The following is a 24,028-nucleotide window of genomic DNA, read 5'->3' as shown; positions in this document are numbered from 1 at the left end:
CCCCGCCACGGCGCGCATGATGGCCTCACCTATCGAAGACTACGCCATGCTCGGCAATTGCCGCAGCGCGGCGCTGGTGGACAAGCGCGGTTCGATCGACTGGTTGTGCCTGCCGCGCTTCGATTCGGACGCGTTGTTCGCGGCGCTGCTGGGCACCCCCGAGCATGGCCGCTGGTCGATCGCCCCGCAGGGCGCGTTCGGCAGCACGCGCCGCTACCGCGACGGCAGCCTGGTCCTGGAAACCGAGTTCGAGACCGACGAAGGCGCCGTCGCGGTGCTGGACTTCATGGTCGCCAGCCACAACGACGCACCGCACAACCACGTGGTGCGCATCGTGCGCGGGCTGCGCGGCCGCGTGCCGATGCGCATGCAGTTGCAGCTGCGCTTCAACTACGGCCGCACCATTCCGTGGGTGTCGCAGATCGAGGGCGGCCTGCAGGCGATCGCCGGGCCGGACCAGATCGCGCTGCGCAGCCCGCAGCCGATGCAGGGCCATGGCTTCGCCACCGAGGCCGACTTCGCGCTGGAGGAAGGCGAGAGCACCTGGTTCGTGCTCAGCCACGGCGCCTCGCACCTGGAACTGCCGCCGCCGCTGGCGCCGGAACAGGCGCTGGATGAGACCGAGGCCTTCTGGCACGGCTGGTCGCACCGCTGCGTGCACGCCGGGCCGTGGACCGACGCGGTGCGGCGCTCGCTGGTGGTGCTGAAGGGCCTGAGCTACCTGCCCACCGGCGCGATCGTCGCCGCGCCCACCACCTCCTTGCCCGAGCGCCTGGGCGGCGAGCGCAACTGGGACTACCGCTTCTGCTGGCTGCGCGATGCGGTGTTCACCCTGACCGCGCTGCACGCCGCCGGCTATTCCGAGGAGGCGGGCGCGTTCCATGGCTGGCTGCAGCGCACCGTGGCCGGCTCGCCGGACCAGTTGCAGGCGCTGTACGGGATCGGCGGCGAACGGCGCATGCCCGAATGGGAAGTGGACTGGCTGCCCGGCTACGAAGGCGCGTTGCCGGTGCGGGTCGGCAATGCCGCCGCCGGCCAGTTCCAACTGGACGTCTACGGCGAGGTGATCGCCGCGTTCCATCGCGGCCGCCACGAAGGCATGGCCACCGCGGCGCATGGCCGCTCGCTGGCGCGGCAACTGCTGGAGGTGCTGGAACAGCGCTGGCGCGAGCCGGACGAAGGCATCTGGGAGATCCGCGACCAGCGCCGCCACTTCGTGCATTCCAAGGTGATGGCGTGGCTGGCGTTCGACTGCGGCGCGCGCGACGGGGTCACCGACGCCGACGCCGCGCAACGCGCGCACTGGCGCGCGCTGGCCGACGAAGTGCATGCGCAGGTGCTGGAGCAGGGCGTGCACCGCGACGGCTATTTCGTGCAGAGCTACGGCAGCGAGCGGTTGGATGCAGCCACGCTGCTGATCCCGCTGGTCGGCTTCCTGCCGGCGGACGATCCGCGCGTGGCCGCCACCGCCGACGCGATCGCGCAGCGGTTGAGCATCGATGGCCTGGTCGAGCGCTACCGCGCCGACGACGACAGCGGCGACGGCCTGCCGGCCGGCGAGGGCACCTTCATCGCCTGCAGTTTCTGGCTGGTGGAGAACTACGCGCTGCTCGGCCGCGCCGAGCAGGCGCGCGCGCTGTTCGAGCGCCTGCTCGGGCTGTGCAACGACGTCGGCCTGCTGGCCGAGGAATACGATCCGCGCAGCGGCCGCATGCTCGGCAACGTTCCGCAGGGCTATTCGCACGTGGCCTTGGTCCACGCCGCATTGCGCCTGCATGGCTTACTCGGCAACCAGGAAACCCATCCATGAGCGATGCGACACAAGCGACTCCGCCCTGCCTGATCGTGGTCTTCGGCGCGCGCGGCGACCTGACCCGGCGCCTGGTGCTGCCGGCGCTGTACAACCTGCGCCGCAGCGGCGCGCTGCCCGAGCAGTTCGCGGTGATCGGCGTGGACCATGGCGACATCAGCGAAACCACCTGGCGGCGCCTGCTCGGCACCGCGCTGCATGGGCTGATGGCCGACCGCGACGCCGAGTTCAAGGCCGACGGCCTGGACGAGGACGTGTGGGACTGGCTGCGCACGCGCCTGCACTACCTGCGCGGGGATTTCGCCGATGCCGCAACGTATCGCGCGCTCGGCCAGGTGATCGAGAAATACGACGCGCAGTACCAGACCGGCGGCAACGTGCTGTTCTATCTGGCCACCGCGGCGCGCTTCTTCGCCCCGGCGATCGAGCAGTTGGGCGCGGCCGGGCTGGTCAGGCAGCACGCCGGCGGCGGCTGGCGGCGGGTGATCGTGGAGAAGCCGTTCGGCCACGACCTGCAGAGCGCGAAGGATCTCAACGCCATCGTCGGCCGCGTGCTCGACGAGGACCAGGTGTTCCGCATCGACCATTTCCTGGGCAAGGAAACGGTGCAGAACATCCTCGCCTTCCGCTTCGCCAACGGCCTGTTCGAGCCGGTGTGGAACCGCGACCGCATCGACCACGTGCAGATCACCGCCGCCGAGACCATCGGCGTGGAAGGCCGCGGCGGCTTCTACGATCCCACCGGCTGCCTGCGCGACATGGTGCCCAACCACCTGTTCCAGTTGCTGGCGATGATCGCGATGGAGCCGCCGGCCGCGTTCACCCCGGCGGCGATGCTGCGCCGGCGCGCCGAGGTGATCGAGGCGGTGCGGCCGCTGGCGCCGGCGGACGTGGTGCGCGGCCAGTACGCGGCCGGCGCGATCGGACGCAACGCGGTGCCCGGCTACCGCGAGGAGGACACGGTGCCGGCCGATTCCAACACCGAGACCTACGTGGCGATGAAGCTGCAGGTCGACACCTGGCGCTGGGCCGGCGTGCCGTTCTACCTGCGCACCGGCAAGCGCCTGCGCGAACGCACCACCGAGATCGCGATCCGCTTCAAGCCGGCGCCGCTGGCGCCGTTGCGCAGCGCCGAGATCGGCGGCTACGGCCCGGACTGGCTGGTGCTGCACATCCAGCCGGACGAAGGCATCTCGCTGCAGTTCGACGTCAAGCGCCCGGGCGCGCGGGTCAGCCTGGCGCCAGTGCGCATGGACTTCCGCTACCGCGACTGGTTCCCGAAGGAATACACGGTCGGCTACGAACGCCTGCTGCAGGACTGCATGAACGGCGAGGCCGGCCTGTTCCAGGACGCGACCATGGTCGAGGCGGCGTGGCGCATCGTGCAGCCGATCCTGGACACGTGGCGCGGGTCGGCGGACGAAGTGCCGCAGTACCCGGCCGGCAGCGCCGGCCCGGCCGCGGCCGACGCGCTGCTCGCGCTCAGCGGCGGCCACAGCTGGCGCACCCTGACCGCCGGCCGCCGTCCGCCGCCGCGGCGCGCGCCGGAAGGCGGCACCGACGCCAAGGCCGCGGCACCGGCGAAGCGGTCGGCGGCCGCCAAGCCGGATGTCTCCAAGGCCAAGGCGGCCGGCGCCGGCACGTCCAAGCGTGCGGCTTCGGCCAAGCGCGCGGTCACCCCGGGCAAGAGGACGGCGGGGAAGACGACAGCCGCATCCAAGAAGACGGTCGCGCCCAGGAAGGCCGTCAAGTCCGCTTCCAGGAAAGCGAGCAAGCCGGTGGCGAAGGCGTCGCCAGCGACTGGTGTCAAGCGCGCGGCGGCGAAGCGCTGACCGGCGCCGCGCACCGTCCTGCGCGAGGTGGCGGGGCGTCGTTCTCGTGGGAGCGGCGACGGATGGCCTGTGGCCATGCGTCGCGCTCGGTGTTGGCGGCAGTCGGGACGGAAGTCCTTCCCACGGCGTATTCGCTGTGCCCAGCCGCGGCTGCCGCAGCGCGCCGACCTGGGCGCTGCAGTGCACCGACCCAAGGCCGGGCAGGAGCGGGCGCGACGGCGAGGCATGACGTGGCGCCAGGTTCGGCATGCTGTCGCGGCTGAAGCCGCTCCTACAAGGGCACCCACCTTGCGCGCCCCTATAGGAGCGGCTTCAGCCGCGACCAACGAAGCCGCACAATCGTCGGGCTTCGGATGCTGTCGGAGCCAACGTCCCGACGCCATCGAGATTCTCCCTCCACACAACCGGCAAGCCGGCCGCAACGCCTGTGGGAGCGGCTTCCAGCCGCGACGAACGAAGCACGGATCCAGCGCCCATCCAGCACCCGCCACGACCGGCCGCTGCACCGCCGTCCTTCCACCGCGCACGCCACGCAAGCGCCGCACCACACTCCACCGCAACGTCCTACGCCTGCGTCTTCGCCGCACCCGCATCGCGCGCCGCGTCCGGCGGCGTCTCGCCCACGTCCGCCTCGAACAGCCGCATCAAATCCGCACGCGCATCGCGCGAGGTCTGCACCACCGCCGCGTCGTCGTCGTACACCAGGTGCTGCGCGCGCAGCAGTTGCTCGTCGTGCTGGCGGAAGCGGGCGATGCGGTCGCGCGCGGTGTCCGCGCTCAGCCCCAGGCTCACCAGCACCTTCTCGCTCAGCTCCAGGCTGGAGGCGAACACTTCGCGGAACGGTTCGGCGCCCAGGTCCATCAGCCGCCAGGCGTGCTGGCGGTTGCGCGCGCGCGACAGCACCTGCGCCTTCGGATACAGGCGGCGGATCAGCCGCGTGGTCTTGATGTTGGTTTCCGGATCGTCCATCGCCACCACGAAGATGCCGATGCTGTCGCTGCCGGCCGCGCGCAGCAGGTCCGGGCGGCTGGGGTCGCCGTAGTAGATCTTGTTGCCGAAGCGGCGCAGGTCCTCGACCGTGTCCGGGTTGTGCTCCAGCGCCACGAACGGAATGCGCTGCGCGGTCAGCAGCCGCGCCACGACCTGGCCGAAGCGGCCCATGCCGGCGATCAGCACCTGCGCGCGCTGCGCATCGACGGTGTCGTAGCTGGCGGCCGGCGGCGGCACGCGCCTGGCCTTGGCCGCCTCGCCGCCGTCGAGCAGACGCTGCATGCCGATCAGCAGCAGCGGGGTCAGCGCCATCGACACGCCGACCACCGCGACCAGGCGGTCGTGGTTGGCGTCGTCGAGCAACTGCGCGCGCTGCGCCTCGGTGAACACCACGAAGGCGAATTCGCCGCCCAGCCACAGCAGGCTGCCGAGCAGCAGCGCGCTGCGCAGCGGCAGCCGCGCCACCCGGCCGATGCCGACCAGCAGGCCGAACTTGACCAGCAGCAGCGTGGCCACGCCGCCGGCGATCAGCCACGGTTCGGCGACGATGCGGTCCAGGTCGATGCCCATGCCCACGGCGATGAAGAACACGCCCAGCAGCAGGCCCTGGAACGGCTCGATCTGCGCCTCCAGTTCGTGCCGGAATTCCGAATCGGCCAGCAGCACGCCGGCCAGGAACGCGCCCAGGCTGGGGCTCAGCCCGGCCTTCTGCAGGAACCAGGCGTTGCCCAGCACCACCAGCAGCGCGCTGGCGGTGAAGACCTCGGGCATGCGCGTGCGCGCGACCATGCGGAACAGGTGGCGCAGCACCAGCCGCCCGCACAGCACCACCAGCGCCAACGCGCCCAGCGCCTGCGCCACCTCGGACCAGGTCAGGGTGTCGTTCTTGGCTCCGCCGAGCAGCGGAATCGCGGCCAGCAGCGGGATCGCGATCAGGTCCTGGAACAGCAGGATCGCGAAGCCGAGCCGGCCGTAGTCGCTGTTGAGCGCCTTGCGCTCGGCCAGCAGCTGCAGGCCGACCGCGGTGGACGACAGCGCCAGCGCCAGGCCCACCACCAGCGCGCTCTTCCAGTTCACGTCCAGGCACAGCAGCAGCACGCCCAGCGGCAGCGCGGTCAGCGCCACCTGCGCGGTGCCGGCGCCGAACACCGCGCGCCGCATCAGCTTCAGCCGCGCCGGCGACAGTTCCAGGCCGATCAGGAACAGCAGCATCACCACGCCGATCTCGGCGGCGTTGAGGATGCGCTCGGTGTCCTGCACGAAGCCCAGCCCGTCCGGCCCCAGCACCACGCCGGCGGCCAGATAGGCCAGCACGGCGCCCAGGCCCAGGCGCTTGAACACCGGCACCGCGATCACCGCGGCCAGCAGCAATACGAGCGCCAGCTCCAGGCCGCCGCTATGCACGAGTCGTCTCCATCGCGCCATTATGCGGCCGCGATGCGACTGCCCGCTTACCCTGATTGGGGGGAGGCCGCGGGCCGGAGCCGGCCTTCGGCAGCGTCGGAGATCGGGCGGGCCGCGGGAGGGGACCCCTTGGCGTCGGCTCCCGCGTGACGTAGGGCACATCTAATACCCCCCAAAACAGCATGTCGATGCATTTCGAGCCGCCGATGCGCCCACCGGGCATCGAGGCGTTCGGCATGTCCTGACGTGGCAAAGGCGCGTTGGCAAAGGGACGCGGTGGCGTTGCGGCCGCGGTTGCCATGGAGGCCTTGGCATCATGGCCACTTCGTTCTTCTGTCGCGGCTGAAGCCGCTCCTACAGGGGCGCCGCGCGCGGTTGTAGGAGCGGCTTCAGCCGCGACAGGAAAACGACATGCCATCGACACGCGCAGCGTGCAGCTTCCGGACTGAAGGTAGTAGAGGTGCCCTGACGTCGCTCCCGCAGGAACCCCTGGCCAGCGTCCTGGCATGGTGTAGGACGAGCCTCGGCCCCGCCGGAATCGGCACCGGAATGCCAGCGAAAGCACTGTGGGAGGGGCTTCAGCCCCCGACGCATGGACGCCGGAATCCACCGCCTTTCCCGTAGCGGCCGACGCAGCGACGCGACAGGCCGCGGCGCATCCGCATCCACCGATCATCCCCGCGCCCGCATCACCCGTGTACCGTTGTCGCACCGCTTGCCCGCCCCGCGCCCGCCATGAGCACCTACCACCTGCAGTCCGTGTTCCGCCCCGCCTCGGTCGCCATCGTCGGCGGCAGCCCGCGCGAGCGCTCGGCCGGGCGCGCGGTGGTGCGCAACCTGCGCGCCGCCGGCTTCCCCGGCCAGATCGGCTGGGTCAGCCCGCGCTACCGCGAGATCGACGGCATGCCCACCGTGCGCCGGCTCACCGATCTGCCGTGGGTGCCGGATCTGGTGGTCATCACCGTGCCGGCGCGGATGGTGCCGCGCATCGTTGCCATCGCCGCGCGCCAAGGAGTGGCCGCGGTGATCATCCTCACCGCCGGCCTGGGCGAAGGCCCCGGCTCGGCCGCGGCGCGGGCCGAGGCGGCGGCGCGCGCCAAGGGCCTGCGCCTGCTCGGCCCGCATTGCCTGGGCGTGATCGCCCCGCACGCCAAGCTCAACGCCAGTATCGCCGCGCATTGCCCGCAGCCCGGCGATCTGGCGCTGGTCTCCGAATCCAGCGCCATCGCCGCGGCGCTGGTGGAGTGGGGCGTGGCGCGCTCGGTCGGCTTTTCCGCGGTGGTGTCGCTGGGCGATGCGCTGGACGTGGACTTCGGCGACCTGCTCGACTACTTCGCCACCGACTACCGCACCCGCGCGATCCTGCTGTACGTCGAACACATCCGCGATGCGCGCAAGTTCATGTCGGCCGCGCGCGCCGCCGCGCGCGCCAAGCCGGTGGTGGTGGTGAAGTCGGGCCGCCAGCTGCGCATCGATCCCAACGCCGACACCCACGTGCAGGCGCTGGCCAGCTCCGACGCGGTCTACGGCGCCGCCTTCGCCCGCGCCGGCCTGCTGCGCGTGCGTGCGCTGGACGAACTGTTCGCCGCGGCCGAGACCCTGGGCCGGCTCAGCACCTTCCCCGGCCGCCGCCTGGCCATCCTCAGCAACGGCGGCGGCGTCGGCCGCCTGGCGGTGGACCAGCTCGCCGATCTCGGCGGCACCCTGGCCGGCCTGTCGCCGCAGACCCTGCAGCGGCTGGAGCAGGCGCTGCCGCAGGAGTGGTCGCACGCCAATCCGGTGGACATCGTGGTCGATGCCGACGGCGAGCGCTACGCCGCCGCCGCCGAGGCGCTGCTGGCCGATCCGGAGAACGACGCGGTGCTGGTGGTCAACGTGCCGACCGCCTTCACCTCCTCGGCCGACGCCGCGCAGGCGCTGACCCGCATCCTGGGGCTGCGTTCGCGCCACCACCGCGACAAGCCGGTGTTCGCGGTGTGGCTCGGCAACGACGAAAGCGCCACCGCCGCGCTCAACGCCGCGCACATCCCCACCTACGCCACCGAGGCCGACGCGGTGCGCGGCTTCATGCACCTGGTGCGCTACCGCGAGGCGCAGGCGGCGCTGATGGAGACGCCGCCGAGCCTGCCGGAGGATTTCGTGTTCGACGCGGCCAGCGCGCGCGGCATCGTCGATGCCGCGTTGGCCGCCGGCCAGACCTGGCTGGATCCGCTGGACAGCAACCGCCTGCTCGCCGCCTACGGCATTCCCACCGCGCCGGTGGTGCATGCCGCCACCGCCGCCGAGGCCGCGGCGGCCGCGGCGCCGATGCTGGCGCAGGGCCTGGCGGTGGCGGTGAAGATCCACTCGGCCGACATCCCGCACAAGTCCGACGTGGACGGCGTGCGCCTCAACCTGGTCAGCGTGGAGGCGGTGCACGATGCGGCCGAGGGCATCCTCGCGCGGGCGCGCGCCGCGCGGCCGCAGGCGCGCATCGACGGCGTGCTGGTGCAGCCCTCGCTGCTGCGGCCGAAGGCGCGCGAACTGATCGCCGGCATCGCCGACGACCCCACCTTCGGCCCGGTGATCGTGTTCGGCCGTGGCGGCATCGCGGTGGAAGTGATCGACGACAAGGCGCTGGCGCTGCCGCCGCTGGACCTGCGCCTGGCCCACGAACTGATCGGCCGCACCCGCGTCAGCCGCATCCTCAAGGCCTACCGCGACGTGCCCGCCGCCGACGAGCGCGCGGTGGCGATGGTGCTGGTCAAGCTGGCGCAACTGGCCGCCGACCTGCCGGAGATCCGCGAACTGGACATCAATCCGCTGCTGGCCGACCGCGACGGCGTGATCGCGGTGGACGCGCGGGTGGCGGTGGCGCCGCCGCGGCGCCTGCACAAGGGCCGCGGCCACCCGCGCTTCGCGATCTTCCCGTATCCCAAGGAGTGGGAGCGGCGCATCGTGCTCAACGACGGCGCCGCCGCGTTCGTGCGCCCGGTACGGCCGGAGGACGACGCGCTGTTCCGCAGCTTCTTCGCCCGCGTCACCGACGAGGACCTGCGCCTGCGCTTCTTCCAGGCGGTGAAGCACTTCAGCCACGAATTCATCGCGCGCCTGACCCAGCTCGACTACGCGCGTTCCATCGCGCTGGTGGCGATCGAACCGCGCAGCGGCGACATGCTCGGCGCGGTGCGCCTGCACGCCGACGCCGACTACGACCGCGGCGAATACGGCATCCTGATCCGCTCCGACCTCAAGGGCCACGGCATCGGCTGGCAACTGATGCGGATCATGATCGAGTACGCCGGCTGGCTCGGCCTCAACGTGGTCGAAGGCCAGGTGCTGCGCGAGAATCGCACCATGCTGGCGATGTGCCAGCAGCTCGGCTTCAAGGCCACGCCCGACCCGGACGATGCCACGCTGATGGATGTGGTGCTGCCGGTGGCGACTTCGTAAGGACACACGAACATGGCGAATTTCCCGGTCAAACTGCTGCAACCGCGGCATGCCTTTCTGTTCGGCGCGGCGGACGCGGCATCGATGGAGATCCTGCTGCGGCCGTTCCTGCACGAAGGCGCGCTGGTGGACACGGCGATCCGCCTGGACGGCATCGCGCTGCCGTCGCTGCACTTGCGCGAGCTGGCCGGACAGCACTTCGTCTTCCCGTTGGACCCGGAGGACGGCAGCATCGACGGCTCGATCCTGCTGGAGCATGCGCACCATCCGGTCGATGTCGCCTCGCTGACCTTCCATGCCTCGCGCGACGGGGAACTGACCGTCGTGGTCAAGGGGACTTACGTGTTCGATTTCGAAGGGCTCGACGACCTGGGCAAGGTGCCCTTCACCCTGGCTGCACGGGTGAGTTCCTGCGCGCTGTGAGCCGATGCGGGCCGCATGCGCGCGCGCCGCGGCGGTTGATCTCGCCAAGCCGGCATTGCACGATCAATGACGCATCGATTGCATATGACACGCAAGGCGTACAAGGAGTCCGACATGAATCTTGCGCAACGCGTGATCGTGTTCCTCACCTTCCTGCTGCTGCTGACGCTCAACCTTTATACCTTCTCGTCGATGGCGATTCTGTACAAGGGCATGTGGCATAGCCTTCCGGCGAAAGCGGTCGAGGTGCGGCTGGTGGATTCGCCCTCTATGGAGGATGCGGTACCCGTGCGGGATCAGGGTGGCGGACCGACCGGGCAGGTCGTGCAGCTCGAGGTCCAGAACAGCTTTTACGACCGCCTGCGCCTGCTGCCGTTTTGGAACATGGGGGTGTTGGCGCTGGCGTTCGTGGCCTATGTGGTCGCCGAGATCATCCATGGATGGCGCGCGCGCCACGCCACCTGAGCCGATCCCCGCCTGGCGCATGTCCGCGCCGCGCGACGTGGTAACGCGTATCGGCGTCATGCAGCCGCTATGGCAATGGACGCCGCTGTGACGGATGCCGGCGACAGGCGCATCTGCACCCGGGCCTGCGGTGGCATGTGCGCCGGCGAGTTGAACCGTTATGGTCCGGCGTACCCATTCGTATCCGATGCTCGCCAAGGAGGAAATATGCACTTCAAGCCGGACGGCTACAACGCGGTGTCCCCCTATCTCATCGTCGACGGCGCGCGGCGGACCATCGCGTTCCTGGTCGCGGTGTTCGATGCAGAACCGCTGCGGCAGATTCCCGGCGAAGGCGGCACGCTCGCGCACGGCGAGGTGCGCATCGACGACAGCGTGTTGATGTTCTGCGACGCGGTCGAGGGCTGGCCGGCGCAGCCGGCGCACATCCACGTCTATGTGCGCGATGTGGACGCGACCTATCGGCGCGCGCTGGCCGCTGGCGCGGTCGCGGTGCAGGAACCGGTGCAGAAGGACGATGCGGACCGCCGCGGCGACGCAGGCGGCACGACCTGGTGGGTGGGGCAGCAGATCGGCTGACGGCCAAGCGCCTACGCCCAGCCGCCGCGAGCGCGGAATCCCCGGCGGTTCGGTCACGCGGGCCGGACGCCGGCGCTTGAGCAGGGCGAAACCAGCGCAAGCCCATGCTGCCGTGCAGCAGTAGCGCCAGAATTTGCCGCGCCATACCGCGGCAAAGGGTGGGGCACCGCATTTGTCTTGCGAACCGCGTGATGTCCCGCCTATCGTCCGTTCGTTCCCAGTCGCTGCATGGGCCGGCCAGCGCCGTTCCAACGAAATCGGGCGCGGCCCCGTCGCTGGGCGTCGCGCGTGCTCTCACTCCATTCGCCACCGAGTCCACCCCATGTCCGAATCGAGTTCCTCCTTCCTCCTGTCGCGCCGCGATTTCATTGCCGGTGCCGGGAGCGTGGCAATCCTCGCCTCGCCGCTGCACGCCATGGCCATTTTTGATAGCGCTAACACAGAATTTCGAATCGCCGCGGACGGGCAGGCCGTGCCGATCCATGTGGATGCGCGGGATTTCCCCGGTGTGGCGAGGGCGGCGCGCGACCTCGCCGAGGACATCGGCCGCGTGTCCGGCACGCCGGCGCAGGTCCTGCACGCCCCCGCTCCCGCCGCCGCGGGCGCGACGGTGCTACTGGTCGGCACCCTCGGCAAAAGTGCGCTCATCGATGCGCTGGTCGCGGTCGGCAAGCTCGATGTCGCGCCGATCCGCGGGCAGTGGGAGTCCTACACGCTGCAGACCGTCACCGAACCGGCCCCGGGAGTGGCCGAAGCGCTGGTGATCGCCGGCAGCGACAAGCGCGGCACCATCTACGGCATCTATGAGCTGTCCGAGCAGATCGGTGTGTCGCCCTGGTACTGGTGGGCGGACGTGCCGGTGCGCCGCCGCGCGGCGATCGCGATCCGGCGCGGCAAGCACTTCCAAGGCCCGCCCGCGGTGAAGTATCGCGGCGTGTTCCTCAACGATGAGCAACCATGCCTGGGCAAGTGGACCACCGAGAAATTCGGCGGAATGAACGCGGCGTTCTATACCCGGCTGTTCGAAGTGCTGCTGCGCCTGCGCGCGAACTACCTGTGGCCGGCGATGTGGGACAACGCGTTCGCGCAGGACGATCCGGACAATGCGCGGCTCGCCGACGAGTACGGCATCGTCATGGGTACCTCGCACCACGAGCCGATGATGCGTGCGCACAAGGAGTGGACCGACCACCGCGACCGGTACGGCAACGGCGAATGGAACTACGCCACCAACAAGGACGCGCTGCAGACCTTCTTCCGCGAAGGCATCGCGCGCAACCGCGCGCACGAAGTGCTGGTGACGGTGGGCATGCGCGGCGACGGCGACGTGGCCATGGCCAGTGCCGGCGATCTGCAGGCCGACATGCGCCTGCTCGAAACCATCATCGCCGACCAGCGCAGCATCCTCGCCACGGAACTGGGCAAGGACCCGAGCGAGGTCCCGCAACTGTGGGCCCTGTTCACCGAGGTGCAGAAGTTCTACGACGCTGGCCTGACGCTGCCGGACGACGTCACCTTGCTGTTCACCGACGACAATGTCGGCAATCTGCGCCGGCTGCCCAAGCCCGTGGAGCGCCAGCGTGCCGGCGGCTCCGGCATCTACTACCACATGGACATGAACGGCGGGCCGTTCTCGTACAAGTGGCTCAACAGCAATCCGCTGCCGAAGATCTGGGAGCAGATGAACTTGGCGTACCGCTACGGCGCCGACCGGATCTGGATCGCCAACGTCGGCGATTTCAAGCCGCTGGAGATCCCGATCGAGTTCTTCCTGCGGCTAGCGTGGAAACCGGACGCGATCGGCAGGGAGGATGTCGCCGCCTGGACGCAGCGCTGGGCGAGCCGCGAGTTCGGCGCGGAGCACGCGGTGCCGATCGCCGAGATCGTCGCGAAATATGCGAAGTACAATGCCTGGCGCAAGCCGGAACTGGTGAAGCCGGACACCTTCAGCCTGTTGCACTATCGCGAGGCCGAGCGCGTGCTGGACGCCTGGACCACGCTGGTGGCGCAGGCCGAAAGCATCCAGTCGGCGCTGCCGGCGGACGCGCTCGACGCCTATTACCAACTGGTGCTGCATCCGGTGAAGGCGTGCGCGACGGCGACCGAGCTGAACATCGCCGCGGCCCGCAACCGGTTCTATGCGCAACAGGGCCGCGCCAGCGCCAATGCCGAAGCCGAACACGTGCGCCGGCTGTTCCAGCGCGACCGCGAGCTGACCGCGTACTACAACACGCGCCTGGCCGGCGGCAAATGGAACCACCTCATGGACCAGGTGCATCTGGGCTATTTCGACTGGTATTCGCCGCCGGCGAACATCATGCCGGGCGTCGTCGCGCTGGACGTGCAGGACACCGCCGACTATGCGGTGGCGGTCGAAGGCTCGGTGCCCGGTTGGCCTGGCTTCTGGCTCGATCCGGAGTTGCCGACGTTCGACAGCCTGTGCCGGCAGCGGCATTACGTCGACGTGTTCCCGCGCGGCGCCCGGCCGATCGCGTTCAAGATGGCGGCGGCCGAGCCTTGGATCGTGATCACCGAAGGCAAGCCGTTCGGGGTCGGGCGCGAGGACCGGCGCTTCTGGGTCGAGATCGACTGGAACAAGGCCGCCGTCGGCGAGCAGAGCGGAACGATCGTGGTCACCGGCACGCAGGAGGAGCGGACGATCCGGGTCAAGGCGATCAAGGCCTCCGCGGCGCAGCAGCGCCAGGCGCGTGGCGCATTCGGCGGCCTGCGGGGGCCGATCGCGATCGCCGCCGATGCGTTCGAACGCAACGTCGCCGTCAACGGCGTGCGCTGGGAGCGCATTCCGGACTACGGCCGCGCGCGGGCCGCGATGTCGGTCTTTCCCGTCACCGCGCCGTCGTTCGCCGACCCGCGCACCGCGCCGCGCCTGGAATATCCCGTGTACCTGGCCAGGGCCGGTCGCTACGAGATCGATCTGGTCACCAACCCCACGCTCAACGTCGACACCACCCACCAACTCAGCGTCGCCGTTGCCTTCGATGATCAGCCGCCGCAGGTCGTCAGCGTGTTCACGCCGGAGCAGCAGGCGTCGCAGGACTTCCTGGGTGAGGCGTTCTACGAGAACGCACGCAACAACGCGCGCATTCTGACCGTCGCGCAGTCGGTTGCCGCCCCCGGGCGACATGTGCTCAAGCTCATGATGGTCGACCCGACCATGGTGGTGCAGAAAATCGTGGTGCGCAGCGAGCCGTTGCCGGCCTCGTACTTCGGCCCGCCGGAGGTGGCGGCGCATCCGAGTTGAGTCGTGGGGGGCGTGCGCTTCGCCGTCAGCGCGGCGCGATGCCGCGTCCGGCAGGCGCCGTGGGGTTGTGTCGCGTGCGCACGCTACGCGCCGGCACGGGGCAGCCTCGGGGATCAAGACTGCGGCTCCCTGCAAGGTGGCGTAGCGTGCGCCGGCCGCGCGTCGCGCGCGCGATCGGCCGCAGCGCGCGACGGTTCCGACGCTAGGCGATCGTCTCGACGTGAGTGGCGACGTCGCGCCGGTGGCACGCCGAAAAGCAACACTTGCCGCAGCCGCAGTTCGCGGCGCCGTCGGCTCGCGCTTGTGCCCGAATGGTCCCGGTCGGTGCCACCTTCGTCGGCGCAGTGATGGCGACCGATGAGGGTGCGGGCGGCGGTGTGCCGATCGCATCGGCCACTCGGTAGGGGACGCCTGGCCCTGGCAGAATTGGCGTCCGGCGCCGCTGCTGGCGTTGCGCCAGGGGATACCGCATGTCAATGGCCGAGCCTCCGCCGATGTCCACGTCGAGACGCGCCATGCCCGTCCTGCGCGCGTTCCTGCGCCTGGGGCTGACCAGTTTCGGCGGCCCGCTCGCGCACCTGGGCTATTTCCGCGAGGAATTCGTGCGTCGCCGCGGCTGGCTGGACGAGGCCGGGTTCGCGCAGTTGTTGTCGTTGTGCCAGGTGCTGCCCGGCCCGACCAGCAGCCAGCTCGGGGTGGCGATCGGCTGGCAGCGCGCCGGTTGGCGCGGGGCGCTGGCCGCCTTCGTCGGTTTCACCCTGCCGTCGGCGCTGCTGATGTTCGCACTGGCGCTGTCCGCGCCGCAGTGGCTGCGGCATCCGGGCGGGGCGGCCCTGCTGCATGGGCTCAAGCTGGTCGCGGTGGTGGTGGTGGCGCATGGCGTGTACGCGATGGCGCGCAGCCTGACCCCGGACCTGCGCCGCGCAATGCTGGCGCTCGCCGCCGCGGCCATGGCGCTGTGGCTGGACCGCGCCTGGGGCCAGCCGCTGGCGATCGCGCTGGGCGCGGTGGCCGGGATCGCCTGGTGCCGCCCGCCACCGCCGGCGGCGGCGCCGTGGCGCTGGCGCCGCGCCGTGGGGCTGGGATGTGCGCTGGCATTCGGCGTGCTGGGACTGGCGGCCTTGTGGGCGTCCGCGCATGCCACCGCCACGCCCGCACCGGTCGCGCTCGCCGCGGCGTTCTATCGCAGCGGCGCATTGGTGTTCGGTGGCGGCCACGTGGTGTTGCCCTTGTTGCAGCACGAACTGGTCGCCAGCGGCTGGATGGCGGCGGACACCTTCCTCGCCGGCTACGGCGCCGCGCAGGCGCTGCCGGGTCCGATGTTCGCGCTGGCCGCCTATCTGGGCGCCAGCGTCGGCGGTGGCATCGCCCCGGGCGCCGGCGCGGTGCTGGCGCTGGCGGCCCTGTTCGCGCCGGGCCTGCTGGCCCTGGGTGCGCTGTTGCCGCTGTGGCGGGCGCTGGCCGGACGACCGCTGCTGGCGCGGGCCCTGGCCGGGATCAATGCCGCGGTGGTCGGTCTGCTGGCGGCGGCGCTGTACGACCCGCTGTGGCGCGACGGCATCCGCCACCCGGTGGACGTGCTGGTGGTGGCGCTGGGCCTGCTGTTGATGGCGCGCCTGCAGCGCCCGGCGCTGTGGGTCGTGGCATGGTGTACGGTGGCGGCGCTCGGCCTCGCTGCGTTCGGCGGGTAGGCGCGCCGTCGCTGGCCGCGGCCGGGCGTTGGCCACGTTGCTGTGCATGACGCACGGCACGACGCGTTTCTCCTCGGAGTGATCGCATGCGCACGCACGGAACGCTGATCAAGTGGGACCAAGCCAGGGGCTTCGGCTTCGTGCGCCCGGCGCATGGCCAGGGCGAAGTGTTCGTGCACCTCGCCGCGTTCCCGCGCGACGGACGGCCGCCGCGCATCGGCGAGCTGATCTCCTTCGATCTGGAACGCGATGCGCAGGGACGGCCGCGCGCGGTGCGGGTGATGCGCCCCGGGCAGGCAACCGCCGCGCCGGTGCGCCCTGCCACAGCGGACACGCCGCGCTGCAGCGTGCGCGGCCGCGTGCTGCTGGCGCTGTTGGTGCTCGCGGTCGGCGTCGGTGCGTATCGGCTGATCGCGCCGCGCCTGGCCGACCCGCCGGCGGCGCGCGAGGCGGCGCCGGCCGCGGCAACGGCCCCGGTGTCGCCTCGGCAGGCCTTTCACTGCGACGGACGCACCCATTGCGCGCAGATGACCTCCTGCGAAGAAGCGACTTACTTCCTGCGCAACTGCCCCGGCGTGCAGATGGACGGCAACCACGATGGCGTGCCGTGCGAGCGGCAGTGGTGTCATTAGGGCCAGCGCTTCGCTCACGCAAGCCGCTATGCTTGGCGATGCGGCTCAGACCAGGTGCCAGGCCATCGTGCGGTATCTTGCGGCGATCGATATTCCCGCGGCGTTTCGTCGTGGAAAGTCAGTAGAGCAGTTCCTTGGCCGCAGCGGCGAGGGCACGGCGTGCATTCGCTACGTAGAGTTGCGCCCCTGCGAGGGAGCGATACAGCTCTGGGTGCACGACGTCGAGGATATCGGCAGCGAGGACTAACTGGATGTGTACGACTTCCCGTCTCTGGAGCCGGACGGGCCCGACGCGCCGGCGGCCACATTCGCCGATCCGCAAGACGCGCTTGCCTATGCGCGTGCCGCATTGGCTGCCGATCCCGGCCGCTGGGTGAATGAAGGCGTCGCGCAGTCCGACTACCTCGATTACCTCCGGGCAGGCCGGCCGGGCAAATGGCCGCATGCCGGTTGAAGCTTCACAGAACTCCCGATACGGCCGTGCGGCTTTGCTTCGACATCCGGCTTTGTGCGCAGCCGACTCCATTCACCCAGCCGTCGGCACGGTAACGGCACTTGTCTCGGCGATGCGTGGACGCCAGGTCAGTCGTCGTCGCGGGTGAACGGCGCCAGCCGCAACTTGACCCGGTGTTCGACGCCGGCGGGGCACTGCCCCGGTGCCGGCCCGCGGAAGTAGCTGCGCTGCCAGCCTTCGCGCTTCGCCTGCGGATCGTCCTGCGCCAGGTCGTGCAGGAACTGGCCGCGGCTGCGCATCCAGGCCTGGTAGTCGCGCTCCAGCTCCGGGCTCTGCGACAGCGGCTGCCAGCGCGGTTCGGTCTCGGCCAGCAGTTGCCGCTGCACCGGGAAGAAATGGCAGAACGGTTCGCCGGCGTCGAAGCGCACGCGGCCGGGACGGGTGAACTGCCAGTTCATGGTGAAGGTATACGGGCTCCAGTCGGTCTCGATCAGGCCGGTGAGCCCGGCGATGCCGTCCTTGGGCCGGTTGACCGGCGCGGTGACGTACAGTTCCACGCCCGGCTCGGTGCGGAACAGGCAGGGCACGTGGAAGGTGAGCACGCCGTAGCCGAAGTGGCTGACCGCCGGCGCCTGCGTGCCGGGGTCGGCGTGCAGGCGGATCGCATCGAGCGCGTCGCCGCCGTTCCACTCGGCCTCGAATCCGCTCTGGCACAGCAACTCCCAGCCGTGCGCGTTGGCGATGTCCAATGGCAGGCAGCGGTAGGCGAAGCGCTGGTTGGTGCGGTCCATCCACGGCCGCTCGCGCGGTGCCGGGCGCACGTCGAGGGTGTGGCCGTCGAGGACGTGGGCAATGAGTTTCATGGCGGCGGCATCGGCGGGAGACGTGCGCCGAGTGTGACGCGTCGGCGCCGGCATGGCGACCGGGGAGTGTGGCGGCGCGGCGCGATGTGCAATGCCGTCTTCGCAGAATCGCTGCGACGGTGGCATTGGCGCTTGTCAGCCCAGCCTCTATTGCAGGCCGGCGCTACAAGAGAATGGCGCGGTCTCGATCTGTAGACGGGCGCATGCCTCTGTCTTGGAAGCATGCGCGACGCCTAGCGTTTCAGGGGCACCTCTAACAACCTGCTTTCGCCACAATCAAGTCAGATGCAGTTGGTTCTGTAGGAGCGGCTTCAGCCGCGACGGGCTTTACAAGGAACGCCTCGTCGCGGCTAAAGCCGCTTGTGTCTTACTAGGCTTTATCGTTGTAGGTGAGAGCGGAGTGCGGCAGGCCGTTTAGCCGCAGTGCCAAACGAGCACGAGTAGGAGTCAGTGCCGCCGCACTCCGTTTCTCCTGCCTAACAAGCCCGAACAGTTGCCCGAGCCACGAACTCGAACTTCACAAGCGTGGGCATTGGCAGGAGCGCTCTCGTCCTTGAGTCTACTGCGGAGAACGTCTATGCGGCGCTTTGTCGGGATCGATGTTGCCAAGGCCGAACTGGTCATTCATGCGCTGCCGGACCACGTGGCCTGGACCCAGCCCAACACGCTGCAAGGACGGCATGAGCTGGTCCAGCGTCTGTCCACGATGGCTTGTGAGCGGATCGTGCTGGAAGCCAGCGGCGGCTATGAGACGGCGGTGCTGCGGGCTCTGCGCCAGGCCGACCTGCCGGCGGTGCGCATGTCTGCCAAGCGTCCGCGTGCGTTGGCCAACGCACTGGGCCTGCATGCCAAGACCGACGCCCTGGACGCGCGGCTGCTGGCCATCGCGGCCGAGCACATCCCGACCACGCCTACGACCGTGCTGCCAGAGCACCTGCAGCAGCTACGCGAACTGCTCGACCTGCGCACCACCGTGGTCGGCCAGCGCGATGCCCATCGGCGCCGCCTGGATCACATCACCAGTCCCGACGTGCGCCACCAGTGCGAGTTGGTCATCGCCCTGCTGAATCAACAGATCCGGGCCCTGGATCGGCAGGTCGAGCAACAGACCAGAACATGTTCGACCCTGCCCAAGGTCCCTGGGGTCGGAGCGATCCTGCGCGCCACCCTGGCCGCACGGCTGCCGGAACTGGGAACGCTGCCGCCGCGCAAGCTCGCCGCCCTGGTCGGGCTGGCCCCGTTCAATCGCGACAGCGGCGGCTGGAAAGGTCAACGCCGCATCACAGGCGGGCGCGCCGACGTGCGACGGGTCCTGTACATGGCCACATGGGCCTCCATCCGCGCAGGGTCGCCCCTGGCCAACACCTACGCGCGCCTGAAGGCCGCAGGCAAACCGTCCAAGGTCGCCATCGTCGCTTGCATGCACAAGTTCCTGCGCTGGCTCAATGCCATCGCACGCGATCAGACCTCCTACGCGCCCCCGGTCATCGCTGCTGCATGACAGTTGACTCCTACAGGACACGTTCCGAAGTTACTGGAGGTGTCCTCAGGCCGCCTCGAATTCCAGCAGCGCCACGCCATCGCCGACCAGGTCGCCTTCGCGCACCCGGTAGCCCCGCACGGTGCCGTCGGCGGGGGCCTGCAGCGTGTGTTCCATCTTCATCGCTTCCAGCACCAGCAGCGGCGTGCCGCGGGTCACCTGCGTGCCGGGCGCCACCAGCAGGGCGACCACGCGGCCCGGCATCGGCGCGGTCAGCCCGCCGCTGTCGGCCAGCGGCTGGTCGGCCTCGGTCACCGGGTCGTGCAGTTCGAACAGCAGCGCCTGGCCATCGACGAACAGATGCAGGCGGGTTTCGGCGAACACCACGTCCGCCTGCAGCCGCTGCGCATCGAGCGTGGCCTGCAGGCGACCCGCGTGCAGGCGGCCGCCGGCCAGCAAGGTGGCGTCGGTGGCGTCGTCGTGGATGCGCCAGCCGTCGTCGGTGGCGACCGCGCGCAGCGTGCGCCGCTCCTCGCCGTGCTGCAGGGTCAGGTGGCGCGGCGCCGGCGCGCCCAGACGCCAGCCGTCGCGCAGGTCCCACGGCGAATGCGGGTCGTCCGCTTGCGCGGCCTCTGCATGGTCGTGCAGCAGCCAGGCCAGCGCGGCGAGGCTCCAGCGCGACGCGGCGGTGGCCGGGACGGTCTCGAACAGCGCGCTGTGTTCGCGCTCGATCAGCGCGGTGTCCAGGTCGGCCTGCGCGAACGCGGCGGTGCCGACCAGGCGCTGCAGGAACGCCGCGTTGGTGGAGACGCCGACCACCTGGCAGGCGGCCAGCGCCGCTTGCATGCGCCGCAACGCGCGCTCGCGGGTCTGGTCCCAGACGATCAGCTTGGCGATCATCGGATCGTAGTGCGGGCTGATGACGTCGCCCTGTTCGACGCCGGCATCGACGCGGGTATGCGCGTCGCTGGCCGGCAGGCGCAGATGCCGCAGCGTGCCGGTCGAGGGCAGGAAGCCGCGTGCCGGATCCTCCGCGTACAGCCGCGCTTCCAACGCGTGGCCGCGGATCGCCAGTTCGTGCTGGCGCTTGGGCAGCGGCTGGCCGGCGGCCACGCGCAATTGCCACTCGACCAGATCGGTGCCGGTGATGCATTCGGTGACCGGGTGTTCCACCTGCAGGCGGGTATTCATTTCCATGAAGTAGAACGCGCCATCGGGGGCGGCGATGAACTCCACCGTGCCGGCGCCGACGTAGCCGACCGCGCGTGCCGCTTCCACCGCGGCCTGGCCCATCGCCGCGCGACGGCCTTCCTGCATGCCGGGCGCCGGCGCTTCCTCGAGCACCTTCTGGTGGCGGCGCTGCACCGAGCAGTCGCGTTCGAACAGATAGACCAGTTCGCCCTGGGTATCGCCGAACACCTGGATCTCGATGTGCCGCGGGCGCAGCACGTACTTTTCGACCAGCACGTGCGCGTTGCCGAACGCGGCCTGCGCTTCGCGCTGGCAGGCGGCGAGCGCGGCGACGAAGTCCTCGCCGCGGTCGACCCGGCGCATGCCCTTGCCGCCGCCGCCGGCGCTGGCCTTGATCAGCACCGGATAGCCGATGGCATCGGCCTGCTCGCGCAGGAACTCCGGCTCCTGGCGTTCGCCGTGGTAGCCGGGAGTCAGCGGCACCCCGGCGGCCTGCATCAAGGCCTTGGCGGCGCTCTTGTCGCCCATGGCGCGGATCGCCGCCGGCGGCGGGCCGATGAAGACGATGCCGCGCGCGGCGCAGGCTTCGGCGAACTCGGCGTTCTCCGAGAGGAAGCCGTAGCCGGGGTGGATCGCCTGTGCGCCGCTGGCCTGGGCGGCGTCGAGGATGCGCTCGCCGCGCAGGTAGCTGTCGCGGGCGGGGGCGGCGCCGATGTGCACGGCTTCATCGGCCAGGCGCACGTGGCGGGCGTCGCGGTCGGCGTCGGAGTACACGGCCACGGTGGCGATGCCGAGCTTGCGGCAGGTGGCGATCACCCGGCAGGCGATCTCGCCGCGATTGGCGATGAGGATCTTGTCGAAGGTCGGCAGGTCGGGGGGGGCCATGGTCGGTGCCTGGGAAATGGATTCAGAGAGGGTGCGGTGCCGGCGAGACGACGTGCGGACGACACTGCGCGCCGTTGCCGTTGCCGTTGCCGTTGCCGTTGCCGTGGCTGTGGCTGTTGCCTCGGCCGTTGCTGTGCTTTGGCTTTGGCTGTTGCTTTTGACTTACCGGGTTCCCTTCCGTAGCGGCGGCCATCGCGGGGAAACACCCGAAGGGCGGCGCACAGGGATGTGCGCCGTCCGCGGCAGGGGCAGGATGCCCCTTCCGCGGATCCCCGTGATGGACGCGGACCCGGAGCGCGTCAGCGCGGAGGGCGCGAGGCAGGGTGTGCTTTCTTTTGGTTACTTTTCTTTGCACAAGCAAAGAAAAGTAACTCGCCGCAAGGCGAAAGCCTTTGCTGTTGCTTGGGGTTTGCGTGTTGGACGCGGCGCACTGTAGGAGCGGCTTCAGCCGCGACTTGGACCATGGTGATGGAAAGAACCTGTCGCGGCTAAAGCCGCTCCTACAAAAAGCTTCAAAGCAACAGCTTCCGCTGACGCGGGTCACTTTTCTTTGCTTGTGCAAAGAAAAGTAACCAAAAGAAAGCACACCCCGCGGCGCGCCCTCCGCGCTGCGCGCTCCGGGTGCGCAGCCACGACGGGGATTCGCGGAAGGGGCATCCTGCCCCTGCCGCGAACGGCGCACATCCCTGTGCGCCGCCCTTCGGGTTTTTCCCCGCCGTGGCTGCCGCGCCGAGGGGACCCGGTAAGTCAAAGGCAAAGCAAGAGCAACGGCCGAAGCAACAGCCGGAGCAACAGCCGGAGCAACAGCCGGAGCAACAGCGAGGGCAATCACGTGCGCCGCCGCAGTGGAGCCGGGCGAGGCCGCTACGGCCGGGCACGCCGTTGCCGACACCGTCAGCGACCACCTGCGTGGCCACCGCCGATCCCGGCGCGCAGGCGCCTGACACCGCGAGCGCACACGCCCACTCACATCCGGAACACCCCGAACCGGCTCGGCTCCGCCGGCGCATTCAGCGCCGCCGACAACCCCAGCCCCAGCACCCGCCGCGTCTGCGCCGGATCGATGATCCCGTCGTCCCACAACCGCGCGCTGGCGTAGTACGGATGGCCCTGGCGCTCGAACTGCTCGCGGATCGGCGCCTTGAACGCCACCTCGTCCTCCGCCGACCAGTCGCCGCCCTTGGCCTCGATGCCGTCGCGGCGCACCGTCGCCAGCACGCTTGCGGCCTGCTCGCCACCCATCACTCCGATGCGCGCGTTCGGCCACATCCACAGGAAATTCGGCGAATACGCGCGGCCGCACATGCCGTAGTTGCCGGCCCCGAACGAGCCGCCGATCACCACCGTGAACTTGGGCACCTTGGCGCAGGCCACCGCCATCACCAGCTTGGCGCCGTCCTTGGCGATTCCGCCGTGCTCGTACTTGCGCCCGACCATGAAGCCGGTGATGTTCTGCAGGAACACCAGCGGAATGCCGCGCTGCGCGCACAACTCGATGAAGTGCGCGCCCTTCAGCGCCGACTCGGAGAACAGGATGCCGTTGTTGGCGACGATGCCGACCGGATAGCCGTGCAGGTGCGCGAAGCCGGTGACCAGCGTGGTGCCGTAGCGCGCCTTGAACTCGTCGAAGCGCGAGCCGTCCACCACCCGCGCGATCACCTCGCGCACGTCGAACGGCTTGCGCGGATCGGCCGGAATCACCCCGTACAGTTCCTCGGCCGGATACAGCGGCGGTTCCGGCGTGCGCAACGCCAGCGCCGGCGCCGGCTTGCGCCAGTTGAGCTGGGCCACGATCGCGCGCACCCGCGCCAGCGCCTGCAGGTCGTTGTCGGCGAAATGGTCGGCCACGCCGGAGATGCGCGTGTGCACGTCGGCGCCGCCCAGGTCCTCGGCGCTGACCTCCTCGCCGGTGGCGGCCTTCACCAGTGGCGGGCCGCCGAGGAAGATGGTGCCCTGCTCGCGCACGATCACCGTCTCGTCGCTCATCGCCGGCACGTAGGCGCCGCCGGCGGTGCACGAGCCCATCACGCAGGCGATCTGGGCGATGCCCTGCGCCGACAGGTTGGCCTGGTTGTAGAAGATCCGGCCGAAGTGGTCGCGGTCCGGGAACACCTCGTCCTGCAGCGGCAGGAACGCACCGCCCGAATCGACCAGGTAGATGCACGGCACGCGGTTCTGCTGCGCGATCTCCTGCGCGCGCAGATGCTTCTTCACCGTCATCGGATAGTAGGTGCCGCCCTTGACCGTGGCGTCGTTGGCGACAATCACGCATTCCACGCCGGACACGCGGCCGATGCCGGCGACCACGCCGGCGCACGGCACTTCGTCGGCGTACATGCCCAACGCGGCCAGCGGCGCGATCTCCAGGAAGGCGCTGCCGGGATCGAGCAGCGCGTCGATGCGCTCGCGCGCCAGCAGCTTGCCGCGCGCCTGGTGCTTGGCGCGCGCCGCGGCGCTGCCGCCCTGGGCGATGCGCGCCTGGGTCTGCTGCAGGTCGTCGACCACCGCGCGCAACGCCGCGGCGTTGGCGGCGAAGGCGTCGCTGCCGGGTTGCAACTGGGTCTGGATCGCGCTCATGGCTGGGCCGTTGGAAGAGAAGGTGAGTCCCTGTAGGAGCGGCTTCAGCCGCGACGCT

The 24,028-nt window shown here is 70.1% G+C and carries 15 protein-coding genes; 11 read left to right on the top strand and 4 right to left on the bottom strand.

The features are described 5' to 3' along the window. Positions 1-19: 19 nt before the first annotated feature. Entirely contained in the window at positions 20-1,810 is a 1,791-nt protein-coding gene (locus tag AB3X07_RS22005; RefSeq protein WP_369941275.1) for a glycoside hydrolase family 15 protein, read from the top strand. Next, entirely contained in the window at positions 1,807-3,642 is a 1,836-nt protein-coding gene (gene zwf, locus AB3X07_RS22000; protein ID WP_369941273.1) for a glucose-6-phosphate dehydrogenase, read from the top strand. The genes AB3X07_RS22005 and zwf overlap by 4 nt, the downstream gene beginning before the upstream one ends. 564 nt (positions 3,643-4,206) lie before the next feature. On the opposite strand, the gene AB3X07_RS21995 is transcribed toward zwf, so the two are convergent. Further along, positions 4,207-6,036 carry a monovalent cation:proton antiporter-2 (CPA2) family protein gene (locus AB3X07_RS21995; protein ID WP_369941271.1) on the bottom strand — a complete coding sequence of 610 codons (1,830 nt, stop codon included), beginning with the start codon at positions 6,034-6,036 and terminating at the stop codon, positions 4,207-4,209. 735 nt (positions 6,037-6,771) lie between these two features. Between AB3X07_RS21995 and AB3X07_RS21990 the strand changes: the two genes are divergently transcribed. The 8 genes from AB3X07_RS21990 to AB3X07_RS21955 all read left to right on the top strand — a co-directional run bounded on the left by AB3X07_RS21990 (position 6,772) and on the right by AB3X07_RS21955 (position 16,974). Further along, positions 6,772-9,468 (top strand): bifunctional acetate--CoA ligase family protein/GNAT family N-acetyltransferase, encoded by a 2,697-nt coding sequence (locus AB3X07_RS21990; protein WP_369941270.1) that lies wholly within the window; start codon positions 6,772-6,774, stop codon positions 9,466-9,468. Positions 9,469-9,480: 12 nt separating this feature from the next. Continuing rightward, positions 9,481-9,891 (top strand): hypothetical protein, encoded by a 411-nt coding sequence (locus AB3X07_RS21985; RefSeq protein ID WP_369941268.1) that lies wholly within the window; start codon positions 9,481-9,483, stop codon positions 9,889-9,891. 114 nt (positions 9,892-10,005) lie between these two features. Beyond that, complete coding sequence (locus AB3X07_RS21980; protein ID WP_369941265.1) at positions 10,006-10,356, top strand: hypothetical protein; 351 nt, start codon at positions 10,006-10,008, stop codon at positions 10,354-10,356. Between the two features lie 207 nt (positions 10,357-10,563). Further along, positions 10,564-10,935, top strand: coding sequence for a VOC family protein (locus AB3X07_RS21975; RefSeq protein WP_369941264.1), 372 nt, complete (start codon positions 10,564-10,566; stop codon positions 10,933-10,935). Positions 10,936-11,257: 322 nt separating this feature from the next. Then, positions 11,258-14,197, top strand: coding sequence for a glycosyl hydrolase 115 family protein (locus tag AB3X07_RS21970; RefSeq protein WP_369941262.1), 2,940 nt, complete (start codon positions 11,258-11,260; stop codon positions 14,195-14,197). A gap of 515 nt (positions 14,198-14,712) precedes the next feature. Next, a complete protein-coding gene (chrA, locus tag AB3X07_RS21965) occupies positions 14,713-15,888 on the top strand; it encodes a chromate efflux transporter (protein WP_369941260.1) in 1,176 nt (391 codons plus the stop codon). A gap of 86 nt (positions 15,889-15,974) precedes the next feature. Next, positions 15,975-16,520, top strand: coding sequence for an excalibur calcium-binding domain-containing protein (locus tag AB3X07_RS21960; protein ID WP_369941258.1), 546 nt, complete (start codon positions 15,975-15,977; stop codon positions 16,518-16,520). A 253-nt stretch (positions 16,521-16,773) separates the two neighbouring features. Further along, positions 16,774-16,974, top strand: coding sequence for a hypothetical protein (locus AB3X07_RS21955; RefSeq protein WP_369941256.1), 201 nt, complete (start codon positions 16,774-16,776; stop codon positions 16,972-16,974). Positions 16,975-17,102: 128 nt separating this feature from the next. On the opposite strand, the gene AB3X07_RS21950 is transcribed toward AB3X07_RS21955, so the two are convergent. Continuing rightward, entirely contained in the window at positions 17,103-17,837 is a 735-nt protein-coding gene (locus tag AB3X07_RS21950) for a DUF6065 family protein (protein ID WP_369941254.1), read from the bottom strand. Positions 17,838-18,414: 577 nt separating this feature from the next. On the opposite strand from AB3X07_RS21950, the gene AB3X07_RS21945 reads away from it, so the two are divergent. Then, positions 18,415-19,338, top strand: a complete 924-nt coding sequence (locus AB3X07_RS21945; RefSeq protein WP_369941251.1) for an IS110 family transposase — start codon at positions 18,415-18,417, stop codon at positions 19,336-19,338. 45 nt (positions 19,339-19,383) lie between these two features. Here AB3X07_RS21945 and AB3X07_RS21940 read toward each other — a convergent pair whose 3' ends face one another. Together AB3X07_RS21940 and AB3X07_RS21935 are read right to left on the bottom strand one after the other, a co-directional pair. Next, positions 19,384-21,393: an acetyl/propionyl/methylcrotonyl-CoA carboxylase subunit alpha gene (locus AB3X07_RS21940; protein WP_369941250.1), complete on the bottom strand. Its 2,010-nt coding sequence runs from the start codon at positions 21,391-21,393 to the stop codon at positions 19,384-19,386. Positions 21,394-22,359: 966 nt separating this feature from the next. After that, the gene (locus AB3X07_RS21935; RefSeq protein ID WP_369941248.1) at positions 22,360-23,970 is read right to left on the bottom strand and encodes a carboxyl transferase domain-containing protein; all 1,611 of its coding nucleotides are present in this window, start codon (positions 23,968-23,970) and stop codon (positions 22,360-22,362) included. Positions 23,971-24,028: the final 58 nt, after the last annotated feature.

The sequence above is a fragment of the Xanthomonas sp. DAR 35659 genome (assembly GCF_041242975.1).
Taxonomy (GTDB): domain Bacteria; phylum Pseudomonadota; class Gammaproteobacteria; order Xanthomonadales; family Xanthomonadaceae; genus Xanthomonas_A; species Xanthomonas_A medicagonis.
Note: the sequence above shows the minus strand (reverse complement) of the source record. Positions and strands in the feature narration are given on the sequence as shown.